The sequence below is a fragment of the Methylobacterium sp. ap11 genome (genome assembly GCF_900110515.1).
In the GTDB taxonomy this organism is placed as follows: Bacteria; Pseudomonadota; Alphaproteobacteria; order Rhizobiales; family Beijerinckiaceae; genus Methylobacterium; species Methylobacterium ajmalii.
The window spans coordinates 41526-63733 of record NZ_FOEB01000031.1 but is presented as its reverse complement, the minus strand read 5'-3'; the positions used below and the strand labels follow the sequence as shown (position 1 = coordinate 63733).

Annotated in this window: 26 protein-coding genes and 3 pseudogenes; 13 read left to right on the top strand and 16 right to left on the bottom strand. The window is 68.2% G+C overall.

Translation table 11 applies throughout. The features are described 5' to 3' along the window. On the bottom strand, nt 1–1245 hold a 1245-nt coding region (locus BMX97_RS29005; protein ID WP_091754626.1), incomplete at its 3' end, for an IS4 family transposase. A 168-nt stretch (nt 1246–1413) separates the two neighbouring features. Between BMX97_RS29005 and BMX97_RS29000 the strand changes: the two genes are divergently transcribed. From BMX97_RS29000 to BMX97_RS28990, 3 genes are read left to right on the top strand one after another with little or no spacing between them, the layout of a single operon-like run. Next, entirely contained in the window at nt 1414–2001 is a 588-nt protein-coding gene (locus BMX97_RS29000; protein WP_177202392.1) for a PRC-barrel domain-containing protein, read from the top strand. 12 nt (nt 2002–2013) lie between these two features. Then, nucleotides 2014–2634, top strand: a complete 621-nt coding sequence (locus BMX97_RS28995; protein WP_143074741.1) for a hypothetical protein — start codon at nt 2014–2016, stop codon at nt 2632–2634. A 46-nt stretch (nt 2635–2680) separates the two neighbouring features. After that, nucleotides 2681–2926 carry a hypothetical protein gene (locus BMX97_RS28990; RefSeq protein WP_091754623.1) on the top strand — a complete coding sequence of 82 codons (246 nt, stop codon included), beginning with the start codon at nt 2681–2683 and terminating at the stop codon, nt 2924–2926. A gap of 803 nt (nt 2927–3729) precedes the next feature. On the opposite strand, the gene BMX97_RS28980 is transcribed toward BMX97_RS28990, so the two are convergent. The 8 genes from BMX97_RS28980 to BMX97_RS28945 all read right to left on the bottom strand — a co-directional run bounded on the left by BMX97_RS28980 (nt 3730) and on the right by BMX97_RS28945 (nt 12430). Beyond that, the gene (locus BMX97_RS28980; RefSeq protein WP_091754621.1) at nt 3730–4467 is read right to left on the bottom strand and encodes an ABC transporter ATP-binding protein; all 738 of its coding nucleotides are present in this window, start codon (nt 4465–4467) and stop codon (nt 3730–3732) included. Continuing rightward, a complete protein-coding gene (locus BMX97_RS28975) occupies nt 4464–5255 on the bottom strand; it encodes an ABC transporter ATP-binding protein (RefSeq protein ID WP_091754620.1) in 792 nt (263 codons plus the stop codon). Before BMX97_RS28975 ends, BMX97_RS28980 begins: the two co-directional genes overlap by 4 nt. Then, nucleotides 5249–6268 (bottom strand): branched-chain amino acid ABC transporter permease, encoded by a 1020-nt coding sequence (locus BMX97_RS28970; protein ID WP_091754619.1) that lies wholly within the window; start codon nt 6266–6268, stop codon nt 5249–5251. The genes BMX97_RS28975 and BMX97_RS28970 overlap by 7 nt, the downstream gene beginning before the upstream one ends. Beyond that, entirely contained in the window at nt 6265–7164 is a 900-nt protein-coding gene (locus BMX97_RS28965) for a branched-chain amino acid ABC transporter permease (protein ID WP_091754630.1), read from the bottom strand. Before BMX97_RS28965 ends, BMX97_RS28970 begins: the two co-directional genes overlap by 4 nt. A 208-nt stretch (nt 7165–7372) precedes the next feature. Then, complete coding sequence (locus BMX97_RS28960) at nt 7373–8608, bottom strand: ABC transporter substrate-binding protein (protein ID WP_091754618.1); 1236 nt, start codon at nt 8606–8608, stop codon at nt 7373–7375. A 78-nt stretch (nt 8609–8686) separates the two neighbouring features. Beyond that, on the bottom strand, nt 8687–11071 hold the full coding sequence (locus tag BMX97_RS28955) for a xanthine dehydrogenase family protein molybdopterin-binding subunit (protein ID WP_091754617.1): 2385 nt from the start codon (nt 11069–11071) through the stop codon (nt 8687–8689). Next, complete coding sequence (locus BMX97_RS28950) at nt 11068–11571, bottom strand: (2Fe-2S)-binding protein (protein WP_091754616.1); 504 nt, start codon at nt 11569–11571, stop codon at nt 11068–11070. The genes BMX97_RS28955 and BMX97_RS28950 overlap by 4 nt, the downstream gene beginning before the upstream one ends. Continuing rightward, on the bottom strand, nt 11561–12430 hold the full coding sequence (locus BMX97_RS28945; protein WP_091754615.1) for an FAD binding domain-containing protein: 870 nt from the start codon (nt 12428–12430) through the stop codon (nt 11561–11563). The genes BMX97_RS28950 and BMX97_RS28945 overlap by 11 nt, the downstream gene beginning before the upstream one ends. Nucleotides 12431–12562: 132 nt before the next feature. Here BMX97_RS28945 and BMX97_RS28940 point away from each other — a divergent pair, with 132 nt between their 5' ends. Both BMX97_RS28940 and BMX97_RS28935 read left to right on the top strand, forming a co-directional pair. Beyond that, complete coding sequence (locus BMX97_RS28940) at nt 12563–13222, top strand: helix-turn-helix domain-containing protein (protein WP_244538698.1); 660 nt, start codon at nt 12563–12565, stop codon at nt 13220–13222. Between the two features lie 147 nt (nt 13223–13369). Further along, on the top strand, nt 13370–13804 hold the full coding sequence (locus tag BMX97_RS28935) for a cupin domain-containing protein (RefSeq protein ID WP_091754613.1): 435 nt from the start codon (nt 13370–13372) through the stop codon (nt 13802–13804). A 64-nt stretch (nt 13805–13868) separates the two neighbouring features. On the opposite strand, the gene BMX97_RS28930 is transcribed toward BMX97_RS28935, so the two are convergent. From BMX97_RS28930 to BMX97_RS28915, 4 genes and pseudogenes are all read right to left on the bottom strand, one after another. Further along, nucleotides 13869–15092 (bottom strand): FAD binding domain-containing protein, encoded by a 1224-nt coding sequence (locus tag BMX97_RS28930; protein WP_091754612.1) that lies wholly within the window; start codon nt 15090–15092, stop codon nt 13869–13871. Nucleotides 15093–15805: 713 nt separating this feature from the next. Then, nucleotides 15806–16039 (bottom strand): annotated as a pseudogene (locus tag BMX97_RS33995) (transposase family protein); the annotation flags it as partial. Between the two features lie 99 nt (nt 16040–16138). Then, nucleotides 16139–16525, bottom strand: coding sequence for a PIN domain-containing protein (locus BMX97_RS28920; protein ID WP_091754610.1), 387 nt, complete (start codon nt 16523–16525; stop codon nt 16139–16141). Continuing rightward, entirely contained in the window at nt 16522–16785 is a 264-nt protein-coding gene (locus tag BMX97_RS28915) for an AbrB/MazE/SpoVT family DNA-binding domain-containing protein (protein WP_091754609.1), read from the bottom strand. The genes BMX97_RS28920 and BMX97_RS28915 overlap by 4 nt, the downstream gene beginning before the upstream one ends. A 55-nt stretch (nt 16786–16840) precedes the next feature. Between BMX97_RS28915 and BMX97_RS28910 the strand changes: the two genes are divergently transcribed. From BMX97_RS28910 to BMX97_RS28895, 4 genes are all read left to right on the top strand, one after another. Further along, a complete protein-coding gene (locus BMX97_RS28910) occupies nt 16841–17053 on the top strand; it encodes a type II toxin-antitoxin system VapC family toxin (RefSeq protein ID WP_177202390.1) in 213 nt (70 codons plus the stop codon). Between the two features lie 114 nt (nt 17054–17167). Then, nucleotides 17168–17617: a MucR family transcriptional regulator gene (locus tag BMX97_RS28905; protein WP_091754608.1), complete on the top strand. Its 450-nt coding sequence runs from the start codon at nt 17168–17170 to the stop codon at nt 17615–17617. A 501-nt stretch (nt 17618–18118) separates the two neighbouring features. After that, on the top strand, nt 18119–18481 hold the full coding sequence (locus tag BMX97_RS28900; RefSeq protein WP_091754607.1) for a DUF736 domain-containing protein: 363 nt from the start codon (nt 18119–18121) through the stop codon (nt 18479–18481). Between the two features lie 69 nt (nt 18482–18550). Beyond that, entirely contained in the window at nt 18551–18820 is a 270-nt protein-coding gene (locus tag BMX97_RS28895) for a hypothetical protein (protein WP_091754606.1), read from the top strand. Here BMX97_RS28895 and BMX97_RS28890 read toward each other — a convergent pair. Beyond that, nucleotides 18807–19178 (bottom strand): hypothetical protein, encoded by a 372-nt coding sequence (locus BMX97_RS28890; RefSeq protein WP_091754605.1) that lies wholly within the window; start codon nt 19176–19178, stop codon nt 18807–18809. The genes BMX97_RS28895 and BMX97_RS28890 overlap by 14 nt on opposite strands. A 275-nt stretch (nt 19179–19453) precedes the next feature. Between BMX97_RS28890 and BMX97_RS28885 the strand changes: the two genes are divergently transcribed. From BMX97_RS28885 to BMX97_RS28875, 3 genes and pseudogenes are all read left to right on the top strand, one after another. Further along, entirely contained in the window at nt 19454–19930 is a 477-nt protein-coding gene (locus tag BMX97_RS28885) for a hypothetical protein (protein WP_091754604.1), read from the top strand. A gap of 8 nt (nt 19931–19938) precedes the next feature. Further along, nucleotides 19939–20397: pseudogene (locus BMX97_RS28880) on the top strand (transposase); the annotation flags it as partial. Between the two features lie 176 nt (nt 20398–20573). Further along, nucleotides 20574–20798 (top strand): hypothetical protein, encoded by a 225-nt coding sequence (locus tag BMX97_RS28875; RefSeq protein WP_091754603.1) that lies wholly within the window; start codon nt 20574–20576, stop codon nt 20796–20798. Nucleotides 20799–20833: 35 nt separating this feature from the next. Here BMX97_RS28875 and BMX97_RS28870 read toward each other — a convergent pair. Next, nucleotides 20834–21020 (bottom strand): annotated as a pseudogene (locus tag BMX97_RS28870) (IS630 family transposase); the annotation flags it as partial. A gap of 218 nt (nt 21021–21238) precedes the next feature. After that, the gene (locus BMX97_RS28865) at nt 21239–21442 is read right to left on the bottom strand and encodes a hypothetical protein (RefSeq protein ID WP_091754602.1); all 204 of its coding nucleotides are present in this window, start codon (nt 21440–21442) and stop codon (nt 21239–21241) included. Nucleotides 21443–21663: 221 nt separating this feature from the next. On the opposite strand from BMX97_RS28865, the gene BMX97_RS28860 reads away from it, so the two are divergent. Beyond that, nucleotides 21664–22089 (top strand): hypothetical protein, encoded by a 426-nt coding sequence (locus tag BMX97_RS28860; protein ID WP_091754601.1) that lies wholly within the window; start codon nt 21664–21666, stop codon nt 22087–22089. Nucleotides 22090–22208 lie beyond the last annotated feature (119 nt).

Here is a 22208-nt window from a genome sequence, read left to right as displayed (position 1 = left end):
GGCCGGCACGCCAGGCACGAGACGGTCGAGCAGCGCGATCTCGTGGTCGGTCACGGCGAGGTGCGGGTCTGCTTGCGGCGCCGAGCGACCGATCATGGTCGTCCAGAACACCCGCCACGCCAGGATGCAGTACACCGCGATGAGCTTGACCAAGCGCTCGGCCGTGCGCAGCCGCGCGTGCTCGGCACGGCAGCCTGTCTTGAGGATATGGTGAAACACCTCGATCTTCCAGCGCCGGGCATACCAGTCCAATTTCTCGACGGCCTGCTCAGGGTTGTCCACAAACAAGTTTGTGATCAGCCGCCAATCGATCGCTGGACGATCTTTCGGCTTTTCCGGTTCACGTGCGTACAGGACGGTGAGTGACAGCGGGGGATAGCGCTTTTGCTTGCCGATCGGCGGCAGAACCGTGATGCGACGATAGCGGAGTTCGACCGAGGCGGTGACGAGCCGCCCTTGCTGATCGCGAACCTCGACCCGATGAAGGCCTTGGACGGCGACCTCATCCATCTCGTTGGCGATCGTGTGCTGGCCGTCACCGGCCAGCCGATCCACGCAGCTGCGAACGATGAAGTGTGTGCCGAGGTCATGGGCCAGAGAAAACAATTCGTAGATATCGCTTTCGCGGTCACCGACATGCACGCAACGGTCCGGCGCGGCAAACAGCGATGTGGACTGGCGAAGGTTCTCCAGCCAGCGGAAGCTCTCTTTCTGCTCGATCGGTACGCGGGTCGGATTGACCTTGCGCTTGAGCGCATTCGTGCCTTTGAACTTCTGCCGCGACCAGAACTTCACCGCCGCAAGCCCGAGCGGAAGGCCGTCGGTGGTCACCGCGAGCGAGGCATGCATGAGCAGGCCACACAGCGTGTGCATGCGAACCTGACCTGCCTTGTCACGCCCAGTGTTGACGGTGCGGGTGATCCCGACAGCCTCATGGCTCTCGCGCTGGAACGTGAACTCGGTGGTATCTTGGAGGACCAGTACGGGCCCCTCACTGGCCCGCACACGCTCGCGTGTCGATGCGAAGTGACCCGACAGGATCTGCGCCTCGCTGACCCGTTCGTTGGAAAAGAAACGGTAAGCGGCTTTGGTGCTGGCCCAGTCCTGGCAGGCAAACGGCAGGCTGGCGCCGAGGCTACGGTCCATCTGTCCGACGAGCCGGTGCAGCCGCTGCTCGAGGCGGGCATCGGCGAAAGTGCTACCAGCGAGTTCCTCTTCCCACCGGCACCGTGTGGCAACGGGCATGGAACACCTCGTCTTCCAAGGGTTCAGGTGCTTCTCAACCAATCACCGGTAAGGCCGATCCCGCAACGCTCCAAGCTTGACCATGGATGTGGGTAAAAGGAAGTCGGTGGGTACTGGGCGGGTAGCCTGGGGTCCGATGGCGGCATGGCGATGGGCGCCGCGTCAGCGATGATACGGTACGCCAATGCCCGTCCCGGATACGAGGTCCGGGTCCTGCTCGCCGGCGCCGACATCGTGGCACGCCACAGCAAGCAGCAGCCCTGCGAGGACGTGCTCGTCCAGATCCAGGCCAGCTACGAGGAATACAAGACCGACCTGCAGGGTCGTGACCTTCGGGTCGCGAACGCCATGGGCTTCCGGAAGCAGGAACTCTCGCTCGCCGTGCCGGTCGCATCGCGGACCACCGCCTTCCGATCCGACGACCTGCTCGGGAGCGAGGTGCGCACGCCCGGCAACGTGGCTTTGGGGAGCGTCGACGACATCGTCATGGGGCCGGAGGGCGGCAAGATCGCCTACTTCGTCGTCGCCCGCGGCGGCGTCTTCGGCCTGGGCGAGCGTCACGTCGCGGTTCCGTGGGATCAGTTCAAGGTCTCGCAGAACCTGCACATCCTCGTCCTCGACACGTCCAAGGACGCCATGGACCAGGCTCCGCGGATCATCAAGGGCCGGTTCGTAAAGGCGGAGCCGTTCGCCCAACAGACGGCGAAGGCCGACGCCTACTGGACCGCCGCCGCCAAGACCCCGCGGACGGACTGAGCCGTATCTCGGGTGGCCAACGGCCACCGCCTCCCATGCTCGAAGACACGATTGGACCTTGCCATGCGTACGACGACGGCACTAACAGCGACGTTCCTCGCCATGTCGACGATGACCACGGCCATGGCGCAAGCGCCGATGACGCCCTCCACGGATGCCGCGGCGACGATGCGGGAGGCCGGGCGCGAGGCGAACGAGGCCGCTGATGCGGCCCGCAAGGCGGCCCGGCTCGCGTTGCAGGCATCGAAGGCGGCGGTGAAGGGCGCCCCGAAGCAATCCGCCGACATGATCGGGAAGCTCGTCACGGACGCGACGGAGGCCGCCAACCGTGCCGAGGCCAAGATCGCCGACGCCAACCGGGCCGTAGGCATGGTGGCCAACGCGTCGATGCTCAAGGCCGCCGATTCCGCACGCAAGTCGGTCGCGGCGACGCAGGCGGCGATGGAGAAGTCGCAGGATGCCGCCGAGGCATCGATTCGTTCGAACATGGCGGCCGTACGCCGAGCCGCATCGGGTGCCCGCGCCGCCATCGTCAAGGCCGCCACGGCCACCGCGAACGCCGCCCGTGCAGCCCGCGAGGCCGCCAGGACTACCTGGAACCGCGACATGGCCCAGACCCAGGTTCGCGGCTGAGGGCGGGCTGACGCGGCTTCCGAACACCCCCTCCAGGAGAACGACCATGGCTATGAGCGAGATGGCGCGGGCGTGCGAGGAGGCCGCGCACCAGCACGACCGGGCCGCCGCCCATTACCGGCATTCGGCTAGGCATCTGGCTAAAGGCGAGCATGCCGCCGCCGCGAAGGAACGGGATCTCGCCCTCGACCACTACGAGAAGGCCCGGATTGACGAGGTCGGCCTGCGCCCCGACGGGGTGGTCGACGATGGGCGAACTAGATCCGAGGTAGCTTGGCACTTCATGGGCTGACGCGGCCGCGCGTGGGTTTTCCCACCACCAGCGAATAGGAGTTCCAACATGGCGAACCCGAATTTTCCCGACCGACCGAACCCGACCTTCCCCGACCCGTCGCCGGCGCATCCGCCCAGTCCCGACCAGAGCCCGCTTCCCGAGCCGCGCGGCGTGCCTGACTTTGGACCTGACGAGATGCCGCCCTCGAACGAACCGCTGGGCGTCCCGGGCGGTGCGCCGCCCGAGATCGGATGACCGCCGACATGGAGGTTCCCTTGGCGCGGGGATCGCCGTCGACGTGCGTGTACGAGGCATCCTGCTGACGGTTTAATGGGCCACAACATGCTGATATCCTGGCCGCCGCTGCTAGGTCCGCTTCCTCCTACTGAGCAGACCTCTGGGCCGACACGCTTAAATGTCCGCAGGGGGTCAGGAGTTCGCGTTTCACTCATTCGGCTATGCACCTCAAGCGAAACCCAAGTCTCGGCCTGAAGCCGGACCTTCGCTCTGCGCTCAGCTCAGTCGATTGAAGCGTCTCAGTTCGAACCCGTGAGCGGCCGCATGCTCGTTCGCGGCTGAACCGTGGCATGGCCGAGCCAACTGGACGCGGCAGAGCAGCGAGCGAGCACCCCGGAGGCTTTGAGCAGCGTCCATCCTCGCCTTCTTTTGTCGATTGTGCGATTTCCGGTTGAACGCTCGGCGATTGCTTCGCAATCGCATTCGCGAGGCGGGAAATCGGCTTCCCGCAGGTGTGTGGAGCTGTGGGCTCCACCGCGCGGGCTGGTAATGCAGTCTCTGGAGGGGATCTACCGAAGACCATATCAGACGGCGCAGTAGCGCGCCTGGATCTCGGGATCGGCCCGCAGGTCGACGGCGGGGCCATGGTAGACGACCGCGCCACCGTCCACGATGTAGACTCGGTCGGAGACCTCCAGGGCGAGCTCGACGTTCTGCTCCACGAGGAGGATCGTCGTCCCCGCCCGCTTCATCGCTACGAACTGCTCGAACATCTCCTCGACGAGGATCGGCATGATCCCTTCGGAGGGTTCGTCGAGGAGCACCATTACCGGCTCGGCCATCAAGGCGCGGGCGATGGCGAGCATCTGCTGCTCGCCCCCGGATAGGGTGATCGCCTCCTGTTTGAGGCGCTGCTTCAGCCGGGGGAAGGTCTCAGCGATCACCTCGATCCGGCGGGCCTCGTCGCGGCGGGAGGCCCGCTCGCCCTTGGCAGCGAGGATGCCGAGGCGCAAGTTCTCCTCCACCGTCAGCCCCGGCACGATGCGCCGCTCCTCCGGCACGTAGGCAAGGCCCCGGTGGAAGCGCTCGTGCGGCGGCCGGTCGAGAATGTCGGCGCCGGCGAAGGTCACCCGACCCTCGCGCTTGGGCACGAGACCCATGATTGACTTCAGCGTTGTCGTCTTGCCCGCGCCGTTGCGGCCGACCAAGGTCACGATTTCGCCCCGGCGGACCTCCAGAGAAATCCCCTGCAGGATGTGCGAGTGGCCGTACCAGGCCCTGAGGTTCTGGACCGCGAGCAGCGGTTCGGTTCCGGCGCTCATGCGCTCTTGCCCAAATACACCCGGCGCACCTCCGCGTGGGCGCGGATGTCATCGGGGGTGCCTTCCGCCAGGAGCTGGCCCTGGTGCAGCACGACGAGACGGCGGCACAGGCCCATGACGAGCTTCATCTTGTGCTCGACGAGAATGAGGGTGCGGGTCTCGGCGAGGCGCTGGACGAGGTCCATCATTTCCCGGGTCTCCTCCGGGCTCATCCCGGCCGTCGGCTCGTCGAGGAGAAGCAGGGTCGGCTCGGCTGCGAGCGCCACCGCGATCTCCAGGGCCCGTTGCTCGCCGTGGGCGAGTTCCCGGGCGAGGCGGTCCATCCGGGAGGCGAGGCCGACTTCCGTGAGCAGCTCCTCGGCCCGCTCGGTGAGCACAGGGTAGGCTGAGCGGTGGCGGAAGAAAGCGAAGCGGACGCTGCGTGCCTGGGCCGCGACCCGGACGTTCTCGCGCACCGTCAGCTGCGGGAAGACGTTGGTGATTTGGAACGACTTGGCGATGCCCATCCGGGCGAAGTGATGCGGCGGCGACCCGGTGATGTCCCGCCCCCGGAACAGTACGCGTCCCTCGCTCGGCGGGAAGGCACCGGAGATCAGGTTGAAGAAGGTCGACTTACCGGCTCCGTTCGGCCCGATGATCGCGGTGATGCCGCCCTCGGGGAAGCCGACGGTGACGTCCGACAGCGCCCGGAAATGCCCGAACCGCTTGCCGAGCCCCTCCGCGGCGAGGATCGGCGGCGGAGAGGCGACAGCGGCGGGGGAGGCCGCCACGGGGACCGCGCTCACCATCCGGCCCTCCTCAATCGCGCCAGCACCTCGCCCCAGATGCCGAGCGGCAGGAACAGCACGAAGGCGATGAAGATCGCTCCGACGAGGAGTTGCCAGTGGCTCGTCAGCGTCGCGAGCCCGTCCTGCAGCAGCGAAAAGGTCGCGGCGCCGATGAAGGGCCCGAAGAAGGTCCCCATGCCGCCGAGCAGCGCCATCATCACCGCCTGCCCGGAGGTTGCGTAATGCATCGTCTCGATCGGCACGATCGAGAGGTGGATCGCCTGAAGCGCCCCGGCGAGGCCGCACAGGGCGCCGGAGAGGATGAAAGCCACGAGCTTCATCCGACGCACGTCATACCCGCAGGCCTGCGCCCGCCCCTCGTTCTCGCGGATCGCCTCCAAGGCCGCGCCGAAGGGCGAAGACAGGAGCCGCGAGAACAGCCAGACCGCCGCGCCGACGACGGCGAGCACGGCATAGTACTTCACCATCGGGTCGAGCAGGTTGAGGGTGAAGCCCGGCAGGGCGAGGCTCTGGACGTTGATGCCGCGCAGGCCGTTCTCGCCGCCGGTGAACGCCTCGGCGCGGTAGAAGGCGTAGTAGACGCACATCGAGAGGGCGAGCGTCGTCATCGCGAAGTAGATGCCCCTGGTGCGAATCGCGAGCACGCCCATGATGGCGGCGATGAGGGTCGCGAGCAGCGTGCCGGCGACGAGGGCCAGCGCCGGATGCAATCCGTAATGGACGATGGCGATGCCGCTGCCATAGGCCCCTCCCCCGAGGAAGGCGGCGTGGCCGAAGGAGAGCAGGCCCGTGTACCCGAAGAGCAGGTTGAACCCGAGCGCGTAGAGCCCGAGGACGAGGATGTTCACGGCGAGCGCCTGGTAGGGCGCGATCCAGGGAAATACGAGAAGGAAGGCGAGCGTCAGGGCGACCCGGTGACGGCTCGCGAGCACCAGCCAGCGGCCGGAGCCGGGCCGGGCCGAGGTCCGTGCGCCGCCCTTCGCCAGCGCCTGTCCGGGGGCGTGCGCGCTCATCCGAGCGCCCCCGCCCGGCCGAGCAGGCCGCGCGGCCGCACGAGGAGAACGAGGGCCATCAGGGCGAAGATCGCCATCTTGGTCATGTCCGGGGCGACCAGCGAGGTCATCGCCACGACGATCCCGACGATCAGCCCGGCGAGCACTGCGCCGGCCAGCGAGCCCATGCCGCCGACGACCGTCACCACGAAGGCCTCGGCGAGCACCGGGATGCCCATCTCCGGCGTCACCCCCTGGAGCGGCGCGGCGAGGATGCCGGCGAGCCCGGCGAGCGCACAGCCGAGGCCGAACACTGCGAGCCAGACCTTCGAAATCTCGATGCCGAGCACCTGCACGATCTGCGGATCCCGCGCTCCGGCCCGGATCACGAGGCCGAAGGAGGTGCGCTCTATGAATAGCCACAAAGCGCCGACCACCACGAGGGAGAAGGCGATCAAGAACAGCCGGTACAGGGGGAAATAGCCGATACCGATATCGACGGCCCCGCGCAGCTCCGGCGGCGCGCCGAACGGCAGACCCGTCAGGCCGAAGGCAATGCGCACGCTCTCGACCATCACGTAGGACAGGCCGAAGGTCAGGAGAAGCGGATCGTCGATTCCGCGCCCGTAGAGCGGCCTGACCAGCACCCGTTCCACGACGAGCCCGAGAAGCCCCATCGCCAGCGGCGCCGCGACGAGGCTCACCCAGAAGTTTCCCGTGTAGCCGTAGAGGAACACGCCGACATAGGCGCCAGCCATGAAGAAGGCGCCGTGGGCGAAGTTCACGACGTTCATCAGCCCGAAGATCAGCGACAGGCCGATTCCCACCAGCACGTAGATCGCCCCCAGCGCCACGCCGGTGACGAGCTGGAGCGCGAGGAGATCGAGCGGGAAGCCCGCGAGGGTGATGTCGTTCACCGGGGCGTTCTCCTGGAGCATCGGCCGACGCGACGGCACGCAGCCGTACGGCTCGCACACGCAGAGGATCCATCGCGAGCCTCCCCCCCGCCCGGACGACGGGAGCGCCGGCGGAAGGAGAGCCGCACAAGGGCCGGTGGCTCACGATGAGCCGTGCGCCGCGCGTCAACGGAGGCTGCGACGCTGGCTGCGGGATTCACGGGGGCGGTCACGCCTTGTGGCCGAGTTCGTCGCAGCTGCGCAGGAAGCGCTCGTCCGGCCCTTCCGTGCCGAGGATCGTGAAGACGTCGTCGGGGGTCTTCATGGTCTTCGACTTCGACTCGACGATCAGCACCGACTGGACCGACTGGTGGTCGCACTTCCGGAAGCTCTGGGGTCCCTTGTAGAAATCGGCCTTCAGGGCCTCCATCGCGGCGATGACCTTGTCGGTCTCGACCGAGCCGGCGGCCTTCACGCCTTCCAGCACCGAGCGGACACCGGCATAGCCGAGCGCGCCGTAATCCGACGGCACGGCACCGTTATAGGCCGCGCGGAAGCGGTCGTTGAACGCCTTCGCGGTCGGTACGCTGTCTTCGAGACGCCAGTAGTACGAGGTGCCGCCGATCACCCCGTCGAAGGCGTCGCCGCCGGCCTTGCGGGAGGTGAAGAGGAGAACCGGCGCCACGAGCTTGGTGTTGCGCTTCAGGCCGAACTCGGTGGCCTGCTGGATCGACACGACCTGATCCCGGCCGAAATTGCACAGGCACAGCACGTCGGGCTTGAGCGCGGCGATCCGCGGCAGGAAGGCCGAATAGTCGGAGGCGCCGATCGGGTGGCGGATGTCGGCCACGACCTCGATCCCAGAGGCCTCGCCCGCGCGCTTGAAGCCGCGCATCATCTCGTGCCCGTAGGCGTAGTCGGCGCTGAGGAAGGCGACGCGCTTGCCCGATTTCGGGAAGACGTAGCGGCCGACCGCCCCGGCGGTCATGTGTGGGTTCAGGGCCTCGTGGAAGGTGGTGCGGCCGAAATCCTTGGCCTCGTTGATGGCGTCGGACTGGCTGATCGAATTGTAGATCACCCCACGCTCGCGGGCCACGTTGTTGATCGAGAGCGTCACCGCCGCCGAGAGCCCGCCGACGAGGAAGTTGACCTTGTCCTTCTCGATGAGTTCGAGGGTCCGGGTCGCGGCCTCGCCGGGGTTGAGCTTGTCGTCGCGCACCAGAAGCTCGGCGTTGCGACCCTGGAAACCGCCCGCGTCGTTGAACTCCTTGATCGCGAGTTGGGCCGCGCGGACCTGATCGTTCGCCTCGGCCCCGAAGGCGCCGGTCAGCGGCGTCGGGAAGCCGATCCGGATCGGGCCCCCCTGCGCCGAGGCGGAGCGCAAGAATGCCGGGGCGGCGAGCGCCAGCGCGGATGCGGCGGCGCTGCCCTGGAGCAGCCGGCGCCTGTCGAAGCCCGTTCCCATCCCGTCGTTCCCTCCGTGTGGCGGTGCGTGTCCTCGTCGGGACCGGCCTCGTTCGGGTGGGCCGGTTCCCGGAATCGGTCAGATCAGGCCGAGCGCCTCCAGGATCACCTCCGGCGTCACCGGCTGGCGGGAGACCCTGGCCGTGAAGGGGCGGAGCGCGTCGTTGATGGCGTTGACGATCGCCGCCGGGGCGCCGGCGGTGCCGGCCTCGCCCGCGCCCTTGGCGCCGATCTCGGAGGAGGCCGTCGCCGAGACGACGTGGGCGACCTCGATGTCGGGCATCTCGCCAGCCATCGGCACGAGGTAGTCGGCCATCGAGCCGTTCAGGAGCTGACCTTCCGCATCGTAGAGGCAGTGCTCGAACAGCGCCCCGCCGATCCCTTGGACGATGCCGCCGCGAATCTGCTCGTCCACAAGGAGCGGGTTGAGGACCGTGCCGCAATCCTCCACGCACCAGTGCTTGAGGAGCTTCACGAAGCCCGTCTCGGTATCGACCTCGACGTAGGAGGCCTGCACCCCGTTGGTGAAGGCGAAGGGGTAGTCCTTCGGAACGTAGTGGCGGGTCGCCACGAATTCCGGCTGCACCCCCGGCGGGAGCGTGTCGGGCCGGAAGTAGACGATGCGGCCGAGCTCGGAGAGCGCCATGCGCTCGGTGCCGGCGTCCCTGTCGACCACGGCTCCGTCGCGGATGTCGAGGCTTTCCGGATCGGCCTGGAGGATGGCGCCCGCCACGGCGAGGACGTTGGCGCGCAGCGCCTTGCCCGCCTGCCACGCCGCCTCGCCTCCGATGCCGGCCCCGCGGGAGGCCCAGGTGCCGCCGCCATAGGGCGTCGCCTGGGTGTCGCCCGAGATGACGCGGACCTTCTCCATCGGCACGCCCGTGGCGGTCGCCACGATCTGGGCGATGATGCCCTCCGTGCCCTGACCCTGCTCGGTGACGCTCACCGAGGCGACGACCCCGCCCTGGGGGTCGAGGCGGATCGTGCAGCCGTCCTGCGAGGAGATGCGCGCTCCGCCGACCCCGTAGAAGGCCGCCGAGGGATTGGTGATCTCGATGAAGGCTGCGAGCCCGATGCCCCGGTGGATCCCCTTCCCGCGGAGCTTCGCCTGCTCGGCCCGCAGGCCGTCGTAGTCCATCATCGCCTTGAGCTTGGCGAGCGCCGCCTGATGCGAGAGCTTCTCCAGCTTGATCCCGGAGACGCCCGCGCACGGGTAGGCATCGTCCGGGATGACGTTGCGCTCCCGGATCGCCAGCGGATCGAGCCCGAGTTTCGCCGCGCCGAGATCGACGAGCCCCTCGGCGACCATGGTGGCGATCGGGTGGCCCACCGCCCGGTACTGGCAGGTCGGCGCCTTGTTCTGGAGCACGACGCGGGCGCGGGCGCGGTAATGCTGATGGCGGTAGGGGCCGCCCGTGAGGTTCACGACCTGGTTCGCCTCGACCGCGCTGGTGCGCGGATAGACCGAGTAGGGGCCGATCCCCGTGAGGTCGTCCATGTCGAGGGCGAGGATGTCGCCCTCGGCCGAGAAGGCCATCCGGGCCGTGACCCGGTGGTCGCGGGCATGGATGTCGCTCTGGAAGCTCTCCAGCCGGTCGGCGACGAACTTCACCGGGCGCTTCAGCATCAGCGCCAGCGCGCAGGTCGCCATCTCGTCGGGGTAGATGTGGACCTTGATCCCGAAGGAGCCGCCGACATCCTTGCAGATCACCCGCACCGCACCCTCGGGGAGCGAGAGGTGCTTGCACAGGATGTCCTGCATCATGTGCGGCGCCTGGAAGGAATGGTGGACGGTGAGCATCCCGTCCGCCGCCGCCCAGTCCGCCATGATCGCCCGGGGCTCCAGGCAGACGCCGGTGTGCCGGCCGAACCGGTAGGTCTCCTCGACCACCACGGCCGCCTCGCGGAAGGCCGCTTCGACCTCGCCCACGTCGAGGACGCGCTCGAAGGCGAGGTTGTCGCCGAGCTCGGCGTGGATCGGCGGGGTCTCGGGGTCCAGCGCCGTCTCCATGTCGACCACGGCCGGCAGGGGTTCGAACTCGACCAGGATGGCAGCCAGCGCATCCTCCGCCTCGGCCCGGCTGCGGGCGACGACCGCGCAGAAGGGCTCGCCGACCCAGGTCACCCGGTCGATCGCCAGAGCGTGCTGGGGCGCCGAGCGCAGGCCCTTGAAGTGGCCGAGCACCCCGATCCACGGCGTGCAGACCTCCGCGAGTTCGCGGCCCGACACGACCGCGATCACGCCGGGCATCGTCTTCGCGTCGCCGGTCTCCAGCGAGACGAGGCGGGCATGGGCGTGGGGGCTGCGCAGGAAGGCGACGTGGCCGATGCGAGAGGCCGCCACGTCGTCCACGTAGACGCCGCGGCCCTCCAGCAGGCGCCTCGCGTTCGGGCGGGGGACCGAGCGGCCGATATAGCTGTTCGGCCGGTCGAGGAAGGTGAGGCCGGGGGCGTCGCGGCTCATTTGGCGGTCTCCCGGCGGGCCTCGGCCGTCGCCGCGATGGCATCGACGATGGCGTGATAGCCGGTGCAGCGGCAGTAATTGCCCGAGATCGCCGCGCGGATGTCGTCCCGCGAGGAGCACGCCACCTCGTCCGCCAGCAATTCGGCGGCGGTCACCAGCATGCCGGGGGTACAATATCCGCATTGCAGGGCGTTGCGGGTGTGGAAGGCGTCCTGCAGGTCCTTGATGCGCCCGCTCTCCGTCAGCCCCTCGACGGTCTCGACGGTGGCGCCGTCGGCCTGCACCCCGAGGATCAGGCAGGAGCGCACCGCGCGCCCGTCCACCAGGATGGTGCAAGCGCCGCAGACGCCGTGCTCGCAGCCGAGATGGACCCCCGTCAGCCCGAAGGAGCCCCGCAGCAGGTCGCCGAGATGCATCCGCGACGGGACCCGGGTGCGTACCGCCTCGCCGTTCAGGGTGAACGCGACCGCGTGCTCGCGGTCCGGGCTCTCAGATGCCATGGTGGCTCTCCTCCGAGACGGAGCCGTCGCGCATCCGCGCCGTCACGCGGCCGAGGACGACGCGGGCGAGGTGAAGCCGCGTCGCGGCCTTGGTGACCGGATCGTCCGGCGGGTCGAGTTCGTCGCCGAGCGCGGCCTGTGCGCCGGCGACGTCGCCCGCCTCGATGGCGGCGGCGGCCTTCACCGCCAGGACCGGCCGGTCGGCCACGCCGAAGAAGGCGAGGCGAAGCGCCGTGAGGCCGGAATCGCCGCGCTTGGCCGTCGCAGCGAGGCCGACGAGGGCGTAGTCGCCGTGGCGGCGGGACAATTCCTCGAAGCCCCACACGGCGTCGGGGCCTGGCACTGGAAACTCGATCGCCGTGACAATCTCGCCGGGCCCCAGCGCCGTCGTGTAGAGGCCAAGGAAGAAATCGTCTGCCGCGATCCGCCGCTCGGCCTTCGGGCCCTGCACCAGGATGGTGGCCCCCGCCGCCAGGCAGCAGGCAGGCCACTCGGTGGCAGGGTCGGCGAGCGCGACGGAACCGCCGATCGTGCCGCGGTTGCGGATCGCCGGATGGGCGATGTGCGGCAGGGCGGCGGCCAGCAGCGGCAGGCGCTCCCGGACGAGGGCGGTGCCGACGTCCCGGTGGCGGGTCATGGCGCCGATCCGCACCACGCCGTCCGCTTCCGAGACGCCCGCGAGGCCGGGGATCGCGTTCAGGTCGACCAGCAGGCCCGGGGCGGCGAGCCGCATGTTGAGGGTGGTGACGAGACTCTGGCCGCCGGCGAGCGGCACGGCGTCCGTCCCGTGCTCGGCGAGCAGGGCCAGCGCAGCGTCGAGGGACGCTGGGCGCGCATAGGCGAAATCAGGCGCCTTCAAGCGCTCGCCTCCTCCCGATGGGCTTGCTCCCGACCGTCCCGTGAGACAGGCTGGATGCCCTTATTGATCGTTCGCTCAATAGAAGGCGAAAACGGGATGGCGTCAAGGCGGTCGGCGGGTGGGGACGAGTGCATGCCGACCGGCCGGCGGCTCAGCCCGGAGGCGCGGGAGCGCCAGATCGTCGAGGGGGCGGTCGCCTATTTCGCCGAGGTCGGTCTCGACGGGCACACCCGCGAACTGGCCCGCCGGCTCGGCATCACGCAGCCGCTGCTCTTCCGCTACTTCCCGACCAAGGCGGCGCTGATCGAGCGCATCTACGAGGAGGTCTATCTCAAACGCTGGGATGCCGGCTGGGAGCGAATGGTGCGCGACACCGCCCTCCCCTGCCTCGAACGCTTCCGGCTGTTCGAGATCGATTACCAGCGCCGGATCGACGACTATTCGTGGCTGCGGATCTTCGTCTCGGCGGGGCTGAAGGGGTTCGACCTGCCGAGCCGCTACCTGGGACTGGTCCGCGAGCGCATCTTCGCGCCGCTGCTCGAAGGGATGCGGGTCGAATCGGGCTTGCCGAGCCCCGAGGCGCAGCCGCTCTCGACGGACGAGTTCGAGCTCCTCTTCGGAATCCACGGCGCCCTGGTCTATGTCGGCCTGCGCTCGCGGGTCTACGGCATCGACGGCACGGCCGACCGGGACGCCGTGCGTGCCGCGATGCTCGACGCCGCCCTGCCGGGACTGCTCGCCACCCATCGCCGGGTGGTCGCGGCAGCCGCCTCCGGGACGGAGCGGCGGTGACGTCCCGGCGGCCTGCGCTCGAGCATTTCTCGACGAAGCGGATACAGGTTCGCCGCAAGAAATGCGGCAAGACCAAAGACCTAGAGCAGCGCCCGATTGCAACGCGATCGGGCGCTGCTCTAGTCTTCAGGCCAGGAGGATCGCGCCATGGCTCAGGAAACCGTACCGGCGGGGGCGTCGCTGCCGCCGCACCTCGCACAGGAATTCACCGAGGCCCGCACGAATGGCTGCGTCGGCACAAGGCTTCTCTCGGAGGATGCCCGTTGCCGGGTCTGGACCATCGTCCTGCCTCCCGGCGCCCGTATCAGCTTCCATACCCATGTCCTCGACTATTTCTGGACGGCCGTGACCGCAGGCCGGGCCCGCTCGCATTACGGGGACGGCCGGGTCGCGGAGGTCGATTACGAGGCGGGCGACATCCAGCACTTATCCTTCGCCGCGGGCGAGTCGATGACCCACGACCTCGCCAATGTCGGGAACACCGAGCTGATCTTCACGACCGTCGAGTTTCTCGACAGCGCGAATCCGCCCCTCGATCTCCCGGCCGCGACACGCGCCGAGGCGACCCCCAAGGCGGCCTGAGCAGGGCGGCCTGAAACCGTGTGCAGCGGGGCGCCTGCCGGTCCCCGTTTCGGCCGGCATCGCCTCACGCGAGGGCGACATCCGGTGGGACCGCAGTCCCGGCAACGATCTCCTCGAGACTGCGGAACCGTTCCGCCGCCAGCCGCTCCGCCGCCCCGTGCTGCTGCGCCTGGAGATAGGCGCCGAGGTCCCGCCCCCGCGCCACGATCGCCGCGCCGTAGGCGCGTCGGCGGCGATCGAAGGCCGCGAGCGCCGCCCCGACGTCGCCGGCTTCCGCGTCGAGGGCGTCCACCAGAGCGGCCGCGTCCTCCATCGCCTTGGTCACGCCCATCCCGACATGAGGACGGGCGACGAAGGCGGCATCACCGATCAGGGCGACGCCGCGGGCTGGAACCATGGTTGGGGTCTCGATGTCCAGGATGGCCTGGAGGAACGGGTGGGCGGCGTGCAACATGACCTCGGTGAACGGCGGCGCGAGGATCCGCTCCGCGTCGGCGCGCATGCCGGCCAGCACCTCGGCCTTGATCCGGCCCGGCGGGATCGAGAGTGCGTGGCGGACCCCGCCGGTATCGGTCAGCAGCGCGTTGAGCGCCGTCTCCGGGGTCGGCCTGTACCAGACTGCGTTGAAACTGCGCTTGGCCTCGATCCCTTCCTCCCGCCCCGAGACGGGATAACCGAGGATCTGCTCGCCGGGAGGCAGACAGAACGCGAAATGGCCGCAGATCGCCTCGCGGGTTGTCGGCGAGAGCGCCGCTTCGTCCACGACCGCGCGCCATGCCACGTAGCCCGCATAGGCCGGCGCCACAGTCGGCAGGAACTGGCACCGCACCATCGAGAACTGTCCGTCGGCACCGACGAGGAGATCCGCTGGGACGCGGCAGCCATTGGCGAGACATGCGACGACCTGATCCCCCTGGTGCGCGACGCTCGAAAGCGCCGTGTCGTAGGAGATACTGCCCGGCGGTAGCGCATCGAGCAGCAAGCGGTAGAGGCGCCCCCAGCCCGCGAGGATCTGCGGCAGGCTCCGCTCGGCGATCACTCGCCCGTCCCGGTCGAGGACTCTGCGGCCCTCGACGGTCACGCCGAGATCCGCCGCGCCCGCCGGGCTGCCGCAGCGCGCCAGCACCGATCGGAGACCCGGATGCGTGACGATCCCCGCGCCTCGGCCCGTAAGCGGGCCCGCCGAGCGCTCGAACACACGGACGCCATGTCCGCTCCGCGCGAGCAGGCACGCCGCGGTGAGTCCGGCGATCGAGCCGCCGATGATGGCGATGTTGAGTGGCCTCATGCACACCTCGAACCCGGACAACGGCCCGGACCGCGATCAGCATGCCTCAAGCCCCCTCCACGGCCAAGGCACATGCGAATCAGCCCTACTCTGTCCTCCAGGTCCGTTCACGAGTTCAGCGGACGGGAAGGCAGCATGCGAAGCTACGCAGCCGCCGATCGGCTCTGTCCGATCATCGACTCATTAATCTTGCACGAGTTCGCTGAATGAACGTGAAGCGCCTTACATTCTGTCTGCAGCGGCTATCCCAGCGGGCATGTGGGCCGCCATCGACAAAGATCGCAATGGTATGATCAGCATACATGCGGCTTGTTCAGCAATGCGCCAGGGACGACGCCGGTTGGGTGCTGCACCTTCTCGACCTCGCTCTCGACCATGGGCTGGTCGAGCGCGATCACGGCGCCAGAGACCCCGCTCAGACGAAAGCATCGCCCGGTCGCTTCGTGACTGCCGTGGCCCCCGACGCCTCGGCTTTCGCGAGCCCCGTCGCGAGCGGCGCGGGACTGCTTCTCGCCCGAGACGAAGAGGGCCGCAGGGCCGAGACCTGTTGCCAGCGAGGCCCAGTGGATGCCCTCCACGCATGGCGTGGGCGAAAGCCGATCGCCGAGGCGATGCCGGCATGGTGGCGTCGATCGCGGGCTCCCGGGAGGGGGCTCGGACGAGGCGTTGCCCGCCATCCGCAAGCGCGGCTTTTCCAAGCAGCCACTTGCGGCACAGCGGAAGCGGCGGACGCCGACCTCGATGACGGCCCGCATGCCGGCGACGGGCAAGTCCGCCAGGGTTCGCGTGTAGCGGCTGTGGACGCTGGAGGAGGGCTGATCGCAGCCAGGACAGCGGGCCGACGCGGCCACGGGCTGCGCGATGATGGTGACGCGGTCGGCAAGATCCAAGCGATCGACCAGGAGGCCGGGCGGGGCAATCACATCGGGGGGTAGGCTGCGAGCCAGAGCAGGATCTCCAACGGCTAAAGCCGAGATCCATCAACCCACATGCACCGAGAGTGCGTCAGACCCGAAGCGGGCCCCCACATGGCGGGGCCCTCCCGGTCAGCGGATCACGTCGACCGACAAACCCGGGATCCTCAAGCTCGCCCAGGCACGATCCGTCGTCATCACCGGCACGCCTAGCTTCATCGCCAGAGCCATGCAGGTGCGGTCGCCGAGCCCGCTGCCATGCTGGCGCGTGGCCTCGGTCAGGAAGGCGGCAGCAAAGGCTGCGTCGCGATCATGGGCGCGAAGGTCGAGGCGCAGCTCCAGCACCATGTCCTCGATCACAGGGGGCGTCAGGCCACGCAGGAGCAGCGCCTTCACCAATTCCTGGAGGTTGACGGTCGACATGGCCGCATGCCCGACCCGGTTGGCCACCACATCCGCCCCAGGCTCACCGCGCAGCAGGGCGATCACCGCCGAGGTATCGAAGACGACACTGCTCATGCCTTGCCGTCCTGGCCGGCGCAGTCATCGGCTTTCCGCTCGTCGAGGAAGGCGGCTGAATCCGCATCCTGCGTGGCATGCTCGCGATAAAGCGCTTGCAGCTTCGAGACCACATTCTTGATCGGGGAGAGTCGTACGTCGGTGCCATCAACGGTGACGATGATACGCGTCTCGCCCGTGATGCCCATGGCATCGCGTACGGCCTGTGGCAGAAGCATGCGGCCATTGGCTGCCAGCTTCACGTCGGTAACGATGGTCATGGGATGTCAGTACCGCTCCGTTGCATAGCGGGCAGCATATCAAGGAGGTTGGCTGATGTCATTTTGGTTCATGTGCCATTCGGTGGTCGCCGTCTCGCCGATGGCGGCCGACCTCGCGATCGAAGCCTTCGAGCGCTTCGGAGCAGGGAATCACCCTGCGCGGCTGACCCTCGCCGACTGCCTGGCCTACGCCGGCGCCCGCACGTATCGCGTGCCGCTGCTGTTCAAAGGTGAAGAATTTGCGTTGACGGATATCAAGGCGGTTTGAAAAATATGATTTTTACTGTCATCATTATTTAAATAATTTTCATGGCATAGCATTTTCTGGTAATAATGTAGAATTACGACAAAATATGCACCATGAAATCCGCTAGGATCGCGGATCGAGCTAACGATCGCCATAGCAATTGTTTACGTATCTCGCAATTTCATGCCGAGATCGGATATCGACGATCTGATCGCGGCCATTGATCGCGGCTTGAGGTCGATCGAGCAGAGAGCCGCGACGGCCGACCCTGCATTCCGCAAGGCGACGCCCGCCCAGATCCGCAGATCCATTACCCCGAACGGGCTCGTGTCCTTCGTCGGCGGCAAGAAATACCGGACCCTGCGGCGCCACCTTCGGAGCCACGGTCTGAGCTTCGACGAGTACCGGCTCCGGTACGGCCTGCCGCCCAACTACCCGGTTGCCTGTGAAGCTTTGTCAGCTCTTAGCAGCCGGAGAGCCAGCGACACGGACCTCGGCCGGGCCGTCGGGCGAAACGCCTACCCGAAGGCGTGGTCAGGCAATAAGCCCGTGAACACCGCCCGCGATCTGCAAAGGCAGGGTTGAGGGTCGGAGCCGGGCGCCGGGGACGGCTCTCGGCGAAGGCCGCACGTTCGAACGATCACCGGGCTCATCCAGACGCCACGTCGTGCCCGGCCGAGGTAGCGGAGGCGGCAGGCCCCGTCGGCATGGGGCCGGCCTACCGCTCACGCCCGGCATCATCGAGCGTCGATGCAACGGGTATCCCTGAAGCCGACCGCGGCGGGCGGCGTGGTGCTGGGGGCCGGACGGCCAGGACCCGTTCCGTGCGCCCGTGCCGGGCCGCAGCCCAGTGGCCTCGGTGATGAGCGGTTTTCTATCCGGGGCGACCGGGACCACCGCAACGACGGGAACCGGCTTTCTTCCCCGCCGCCAAGGCGGCTCCTCGCGCACCAAGAAACCCGCTTCCCGCCGTCCTCCGCTCCGCTGCGGCCTGCAAAGCAGGTGCCGCGCCGGTCGCCTCCGGCTCGACGACCGCCATCGAGGCCGCAAGGGCGCGGCCAAGAGCAACGGACGAGGATCACGATCATGGCGACTATCGGCACCTTCACCCAGACCGACACCGGCTTTATCGGCGACATCACCACCCTGACGATCAACGCCAAGAAGGTCTCGATCGTGACGGTGGACGACGGGACCCACGAGAACGCTCCCACCCACCGCGTCTACCTCGGCAAGGCCGAGATCGGAGCCGGATGGGCCAAGGTCTCGACGGAGAAGCGGGAATACCTCTCGGTCAAGATCGACGACCCGAGCCTGCCGGCGGCACTCTACGCCCGCCTCTTCGCCGACGAGGCCGGCAAGACCCACTTGCTGATCTGGACCCGCACCGAGGACCGTCGCCCGAACCGCTCCGAGGGCGCCCGCACCGGCCGGCGCCGCCAGGACTGAGCCCGGGCCCCTCGCCGCCCCGCCCGACCGGGCGGGGCCGGACCATGCGACATACGGAGACACGGGATCATGGCTTACGCCTTCGACACGCTCGGATACTCTAAGACCCTGCGCGAGGCCGGCATCGCTCAGGACCATGCCGAGGCTCACGCCGCAGCGGCCCGGGAGTTCATCATGGTCGACCTCGTGACCAAGGAGGATCTGCGCGCGACCAAGGACGAGCTCCGCTCCGCCATGGAGCTGGAGACGCTCCGATTGACCATTCGACTCGGCGGCCTGATCGCAGCCGGTTTCGTGGCGATGTTCGGGGCGCTCGCAGCCCTGATCAAGCTGACCTGACGGTTGGTGCGGCCTGCGCCCCGGCGCGGGCCTGTGGCTGCGGGCACGGCCCGCCCCACTGCGCAGTGGGCTCGCGAGCCGGAGCCCGCTCGAGGTCGATCTCGGATCGCTTGGCAAAGCCCTTCGGCACGTAGCCGAGTTCGTCCACCAGGTCGTTGAGATCCTGGAACCGCTCACGGTGCTCGAGGAGAATGGCGCCTCGGTCACCATCGCTCAGGTCGATCGCGAGGTGCCCGGCGGCTTCCAGCGCCTCCGGCGTTTCCAGCGCCTCGGCCCGCATCAGGGCCGCGAGATAGAGGCGGTGGGCCGCGATGGTGCGCTGCTCCAGCGACGGCTCGGCCTCGGTCGGGTGTCGCACGGGCGTGCTCCTCGAACTGCTGCCCCGCGGTGCGCGTCTTGCCAGGGACCTCGACCGGTCGCGGAATCCGGCCGCTCGGAGACGGGGGCGGTGTACGCACCTGCCGCTGCGGTACAATCATTAAGCGACGACGCTCCCCATACCAGCTACCTGAGATTGATTTTGAGGGATCCTGTCGTGAACCTTAGGTCTGATCCGTCGGCCCCCTTCGCTCGCGAGGTGGCCTTCGCCCGTGGAGTGTCACCGGCCTGCGGCAGCGCCAAGGAGAGATCGACATGGGCGAATTCGTCATGACCACCGTGACCATCGGCGGCCCCCTCGCGGACGCAGAGGCGGTCGCCGGCCTCGCTGCCGCCGTCGGCCGGTATTTCGGCGAGGCCGACCGCCTGGTGGACGAGGCCCTGGCCGAGGGCACGCGCCTGATCCTTGAGGACCTCCAGGATCACGGGATGACGCACGACCTCGACGCCTACTGCCAGGCGCACGGGCTGATCTACAAGCGGGCGTGGTGCGCCCGCAGCGGCGTGTTCGAGGCCGGCCTGCGCCACTGGCGCCCGGGGCTGGCCTACGTGGCGGACGAGGCGGCCGACGACGCCGGGGAGCCGATGATCACCCTGGCGGCCCTGCGCAACGCCCAGAAGGCCGGGAAGACCCTCTCCGACCTCCTGGCGCGGCTCGACGAGGCGGCGAGCTCCGTCGTCCCGCCGCTGCGGCTGCTCGGCGCCGGCGGCGATACCGGCACGGCCGCCTGATCCGTCCCCAAGTGCACTTCATGCGCAACGTCCTGGCCCATGCGGGTCGCTCAGGTCGGCGCGTGGTCTCGACCTTCATCGCCACCGCCTTCGCCCAGGAGGACGCCGAGACGGCCCGCCAGCAATGGCGGCGGATGGCCGATCAGCTCCGGCCCAAAGTGCCCAAGCTGGCTGCCCTCATGGACGCAGCCGAGACTGACGTCCTGGCCTACATGGGCTTCCCGGCAGCCCATGGTGCCAAGCTGCACTCGACCAACCCGCTCGAGCGCCTCAACGGCGAGATCAAGCGGCGCACCGAGGTCGTCGGCATCTTCCCCGACGAGCCTTCGATCCGCCGGCTGGTTGGGGCAATCCTGCTCGAACAGAACGACGAGTGGGCGGTGCAACGCTGCCGCACCATGACCCTGGAAAGCATCGCCCCAATCGGCGGTGATCCCCTTGTCAGCCTGCCAACCTTGACCGTCTGATCAGTCCGGCCCGGCCGGTCAGCGTGGTGGACCACACACAGCTACACCACGCTACGGGACACGATCTTCCGGCCGACTTCACCAATCGGGTTTTTGACGATCCGGCATGGCCGGCCGACGCGCCCGAGGTCATCGGTCCGCGCCACACCTACGGGACCTAACGGCAGGTATTCCAGATGGCGGATGCCTCCCCTGACCTCGCCGAGCAGGTTTCCAAGGTCTGCCGCTCCAACGAGGAGACACCGCAGTTCGTGGCCGAGCAGCGCAAGCTATTGGCCGAAGCTGCCGAGCTAGAACGGGATCGCGACCTCGCCCCCTGGAAGATCGTGACTCTCAGCGTCGCGGGGACCGTAGCGATAATCGGCGGCACCGCAGCGATGGTGAAGATTTTCGCCCCTTGACGACTGATCGCTTCGCGAATGCCCCACGCTATCTAGCAGGTCAGCGCCAGCACCTCGGCAACGGTGTCGGTGGAGTGAGGCGGCTTGCCGGGCGGACGGGTCTTGTCGCGCAAGAGGCCTTCGACGTCTTCCTCCGCGTAGCGCTGTTGCCAGCGCCAGACGGCTGGCCCCCGCCTGCTGGGCGACATCGAGGACGCAAAGGCGTCCGGCCGAGAGCAGGATACCACGTTTTCGCTCATTCTATCGATCAGACAGGGTTTGACGCGTAACCTTCGCAGCCAAGCTTCCTATGTGGTGCTGCCGGCGTCTTACTACCCGCGCGACCCTGTCGGAAAACACATGTTCTCCGTACACAGGCAGGATACGCCGAATAACCGCTGGGGGCGGTTTGCGGACCCTTATCACCGTGCCACGATCAGCATCTCAGCCAGTCTTACTCGTCACGTGCGCAACCGCCAATGCCGCCAATCCCGCTGCCCGAAACCCTGCCACCGAACGCGGGGGCGCTGCTCGGGCTGATCGCTAAGATGCTGATCCCGGATGATCTGCGCCGCGTCGCCGAGGCCGACTACGGGCAGCGGGCGGACGAGCACCTCGCGGCTCTGCGCGAGATCGTGAGCGGCGGCGCCCTCGATCTCGGGCAACAGGTGCCGGGCGAGGTCTTAGAACTCGCGCGTTGGGACCAGCCGCCGACCGAGTCCAGCCAGGAACAACGGCATTGGCGGCGGGCCTTCGCCTGCACGGCGCTCCTAAGCGCCTACGGCAGGGCGGAAAACGAGGGGCACGTCCACGGGCTTAACCAAACACTCGTCGGCCTCATCGACAGCCTGTACGCCCTCGAACGCATCTTGCCGACCCGAGAGCGGTGGCGGGTGACGGCAGGCATCGACGCCGCGGGACGGCGCTGCTGGCGTGGCTTACCCCGCGTTTGTCCTACGGGCCCTTCGCGGAAGCCGCTTTCTTCGGGCTCGGGCTTCTGTGGTTTGCCCTCGCCTGCGAGGTTGAGGATCCCGCACTGGTCGCGCTGGCCGAGTGGATCATGGCGGCCGAGGACGCCGCGGCGGCGACTCTGCGCGATGAGCTTGGCGCACCGCTGCCCGGCGACTGGCTCCTAGGCACGACCGTGTTCAACCTGAACCATGATCTCTGGTGCCTGCTCGGCGCCCGGCTGCCCGACCGGCTGTCCCCGCGGCACGGCCCTCAGGTGGTGGAGGCGGTCCGCCTGATCTCGGCGATGATCGTTCATCCCCCTGGGACTGAGATGCCGAGCATGACCGATCGGCCACTGTAGGTCGCCCGCAGACCCAAGAAGCGCTCGTCAGCGTCAGGCATCAGTTAACATACCCGGCTGGCCATCTTAGTGCACCTCACAAAACTCCCGCCGCCATGTCGCCACCATAGCAAGCCGAG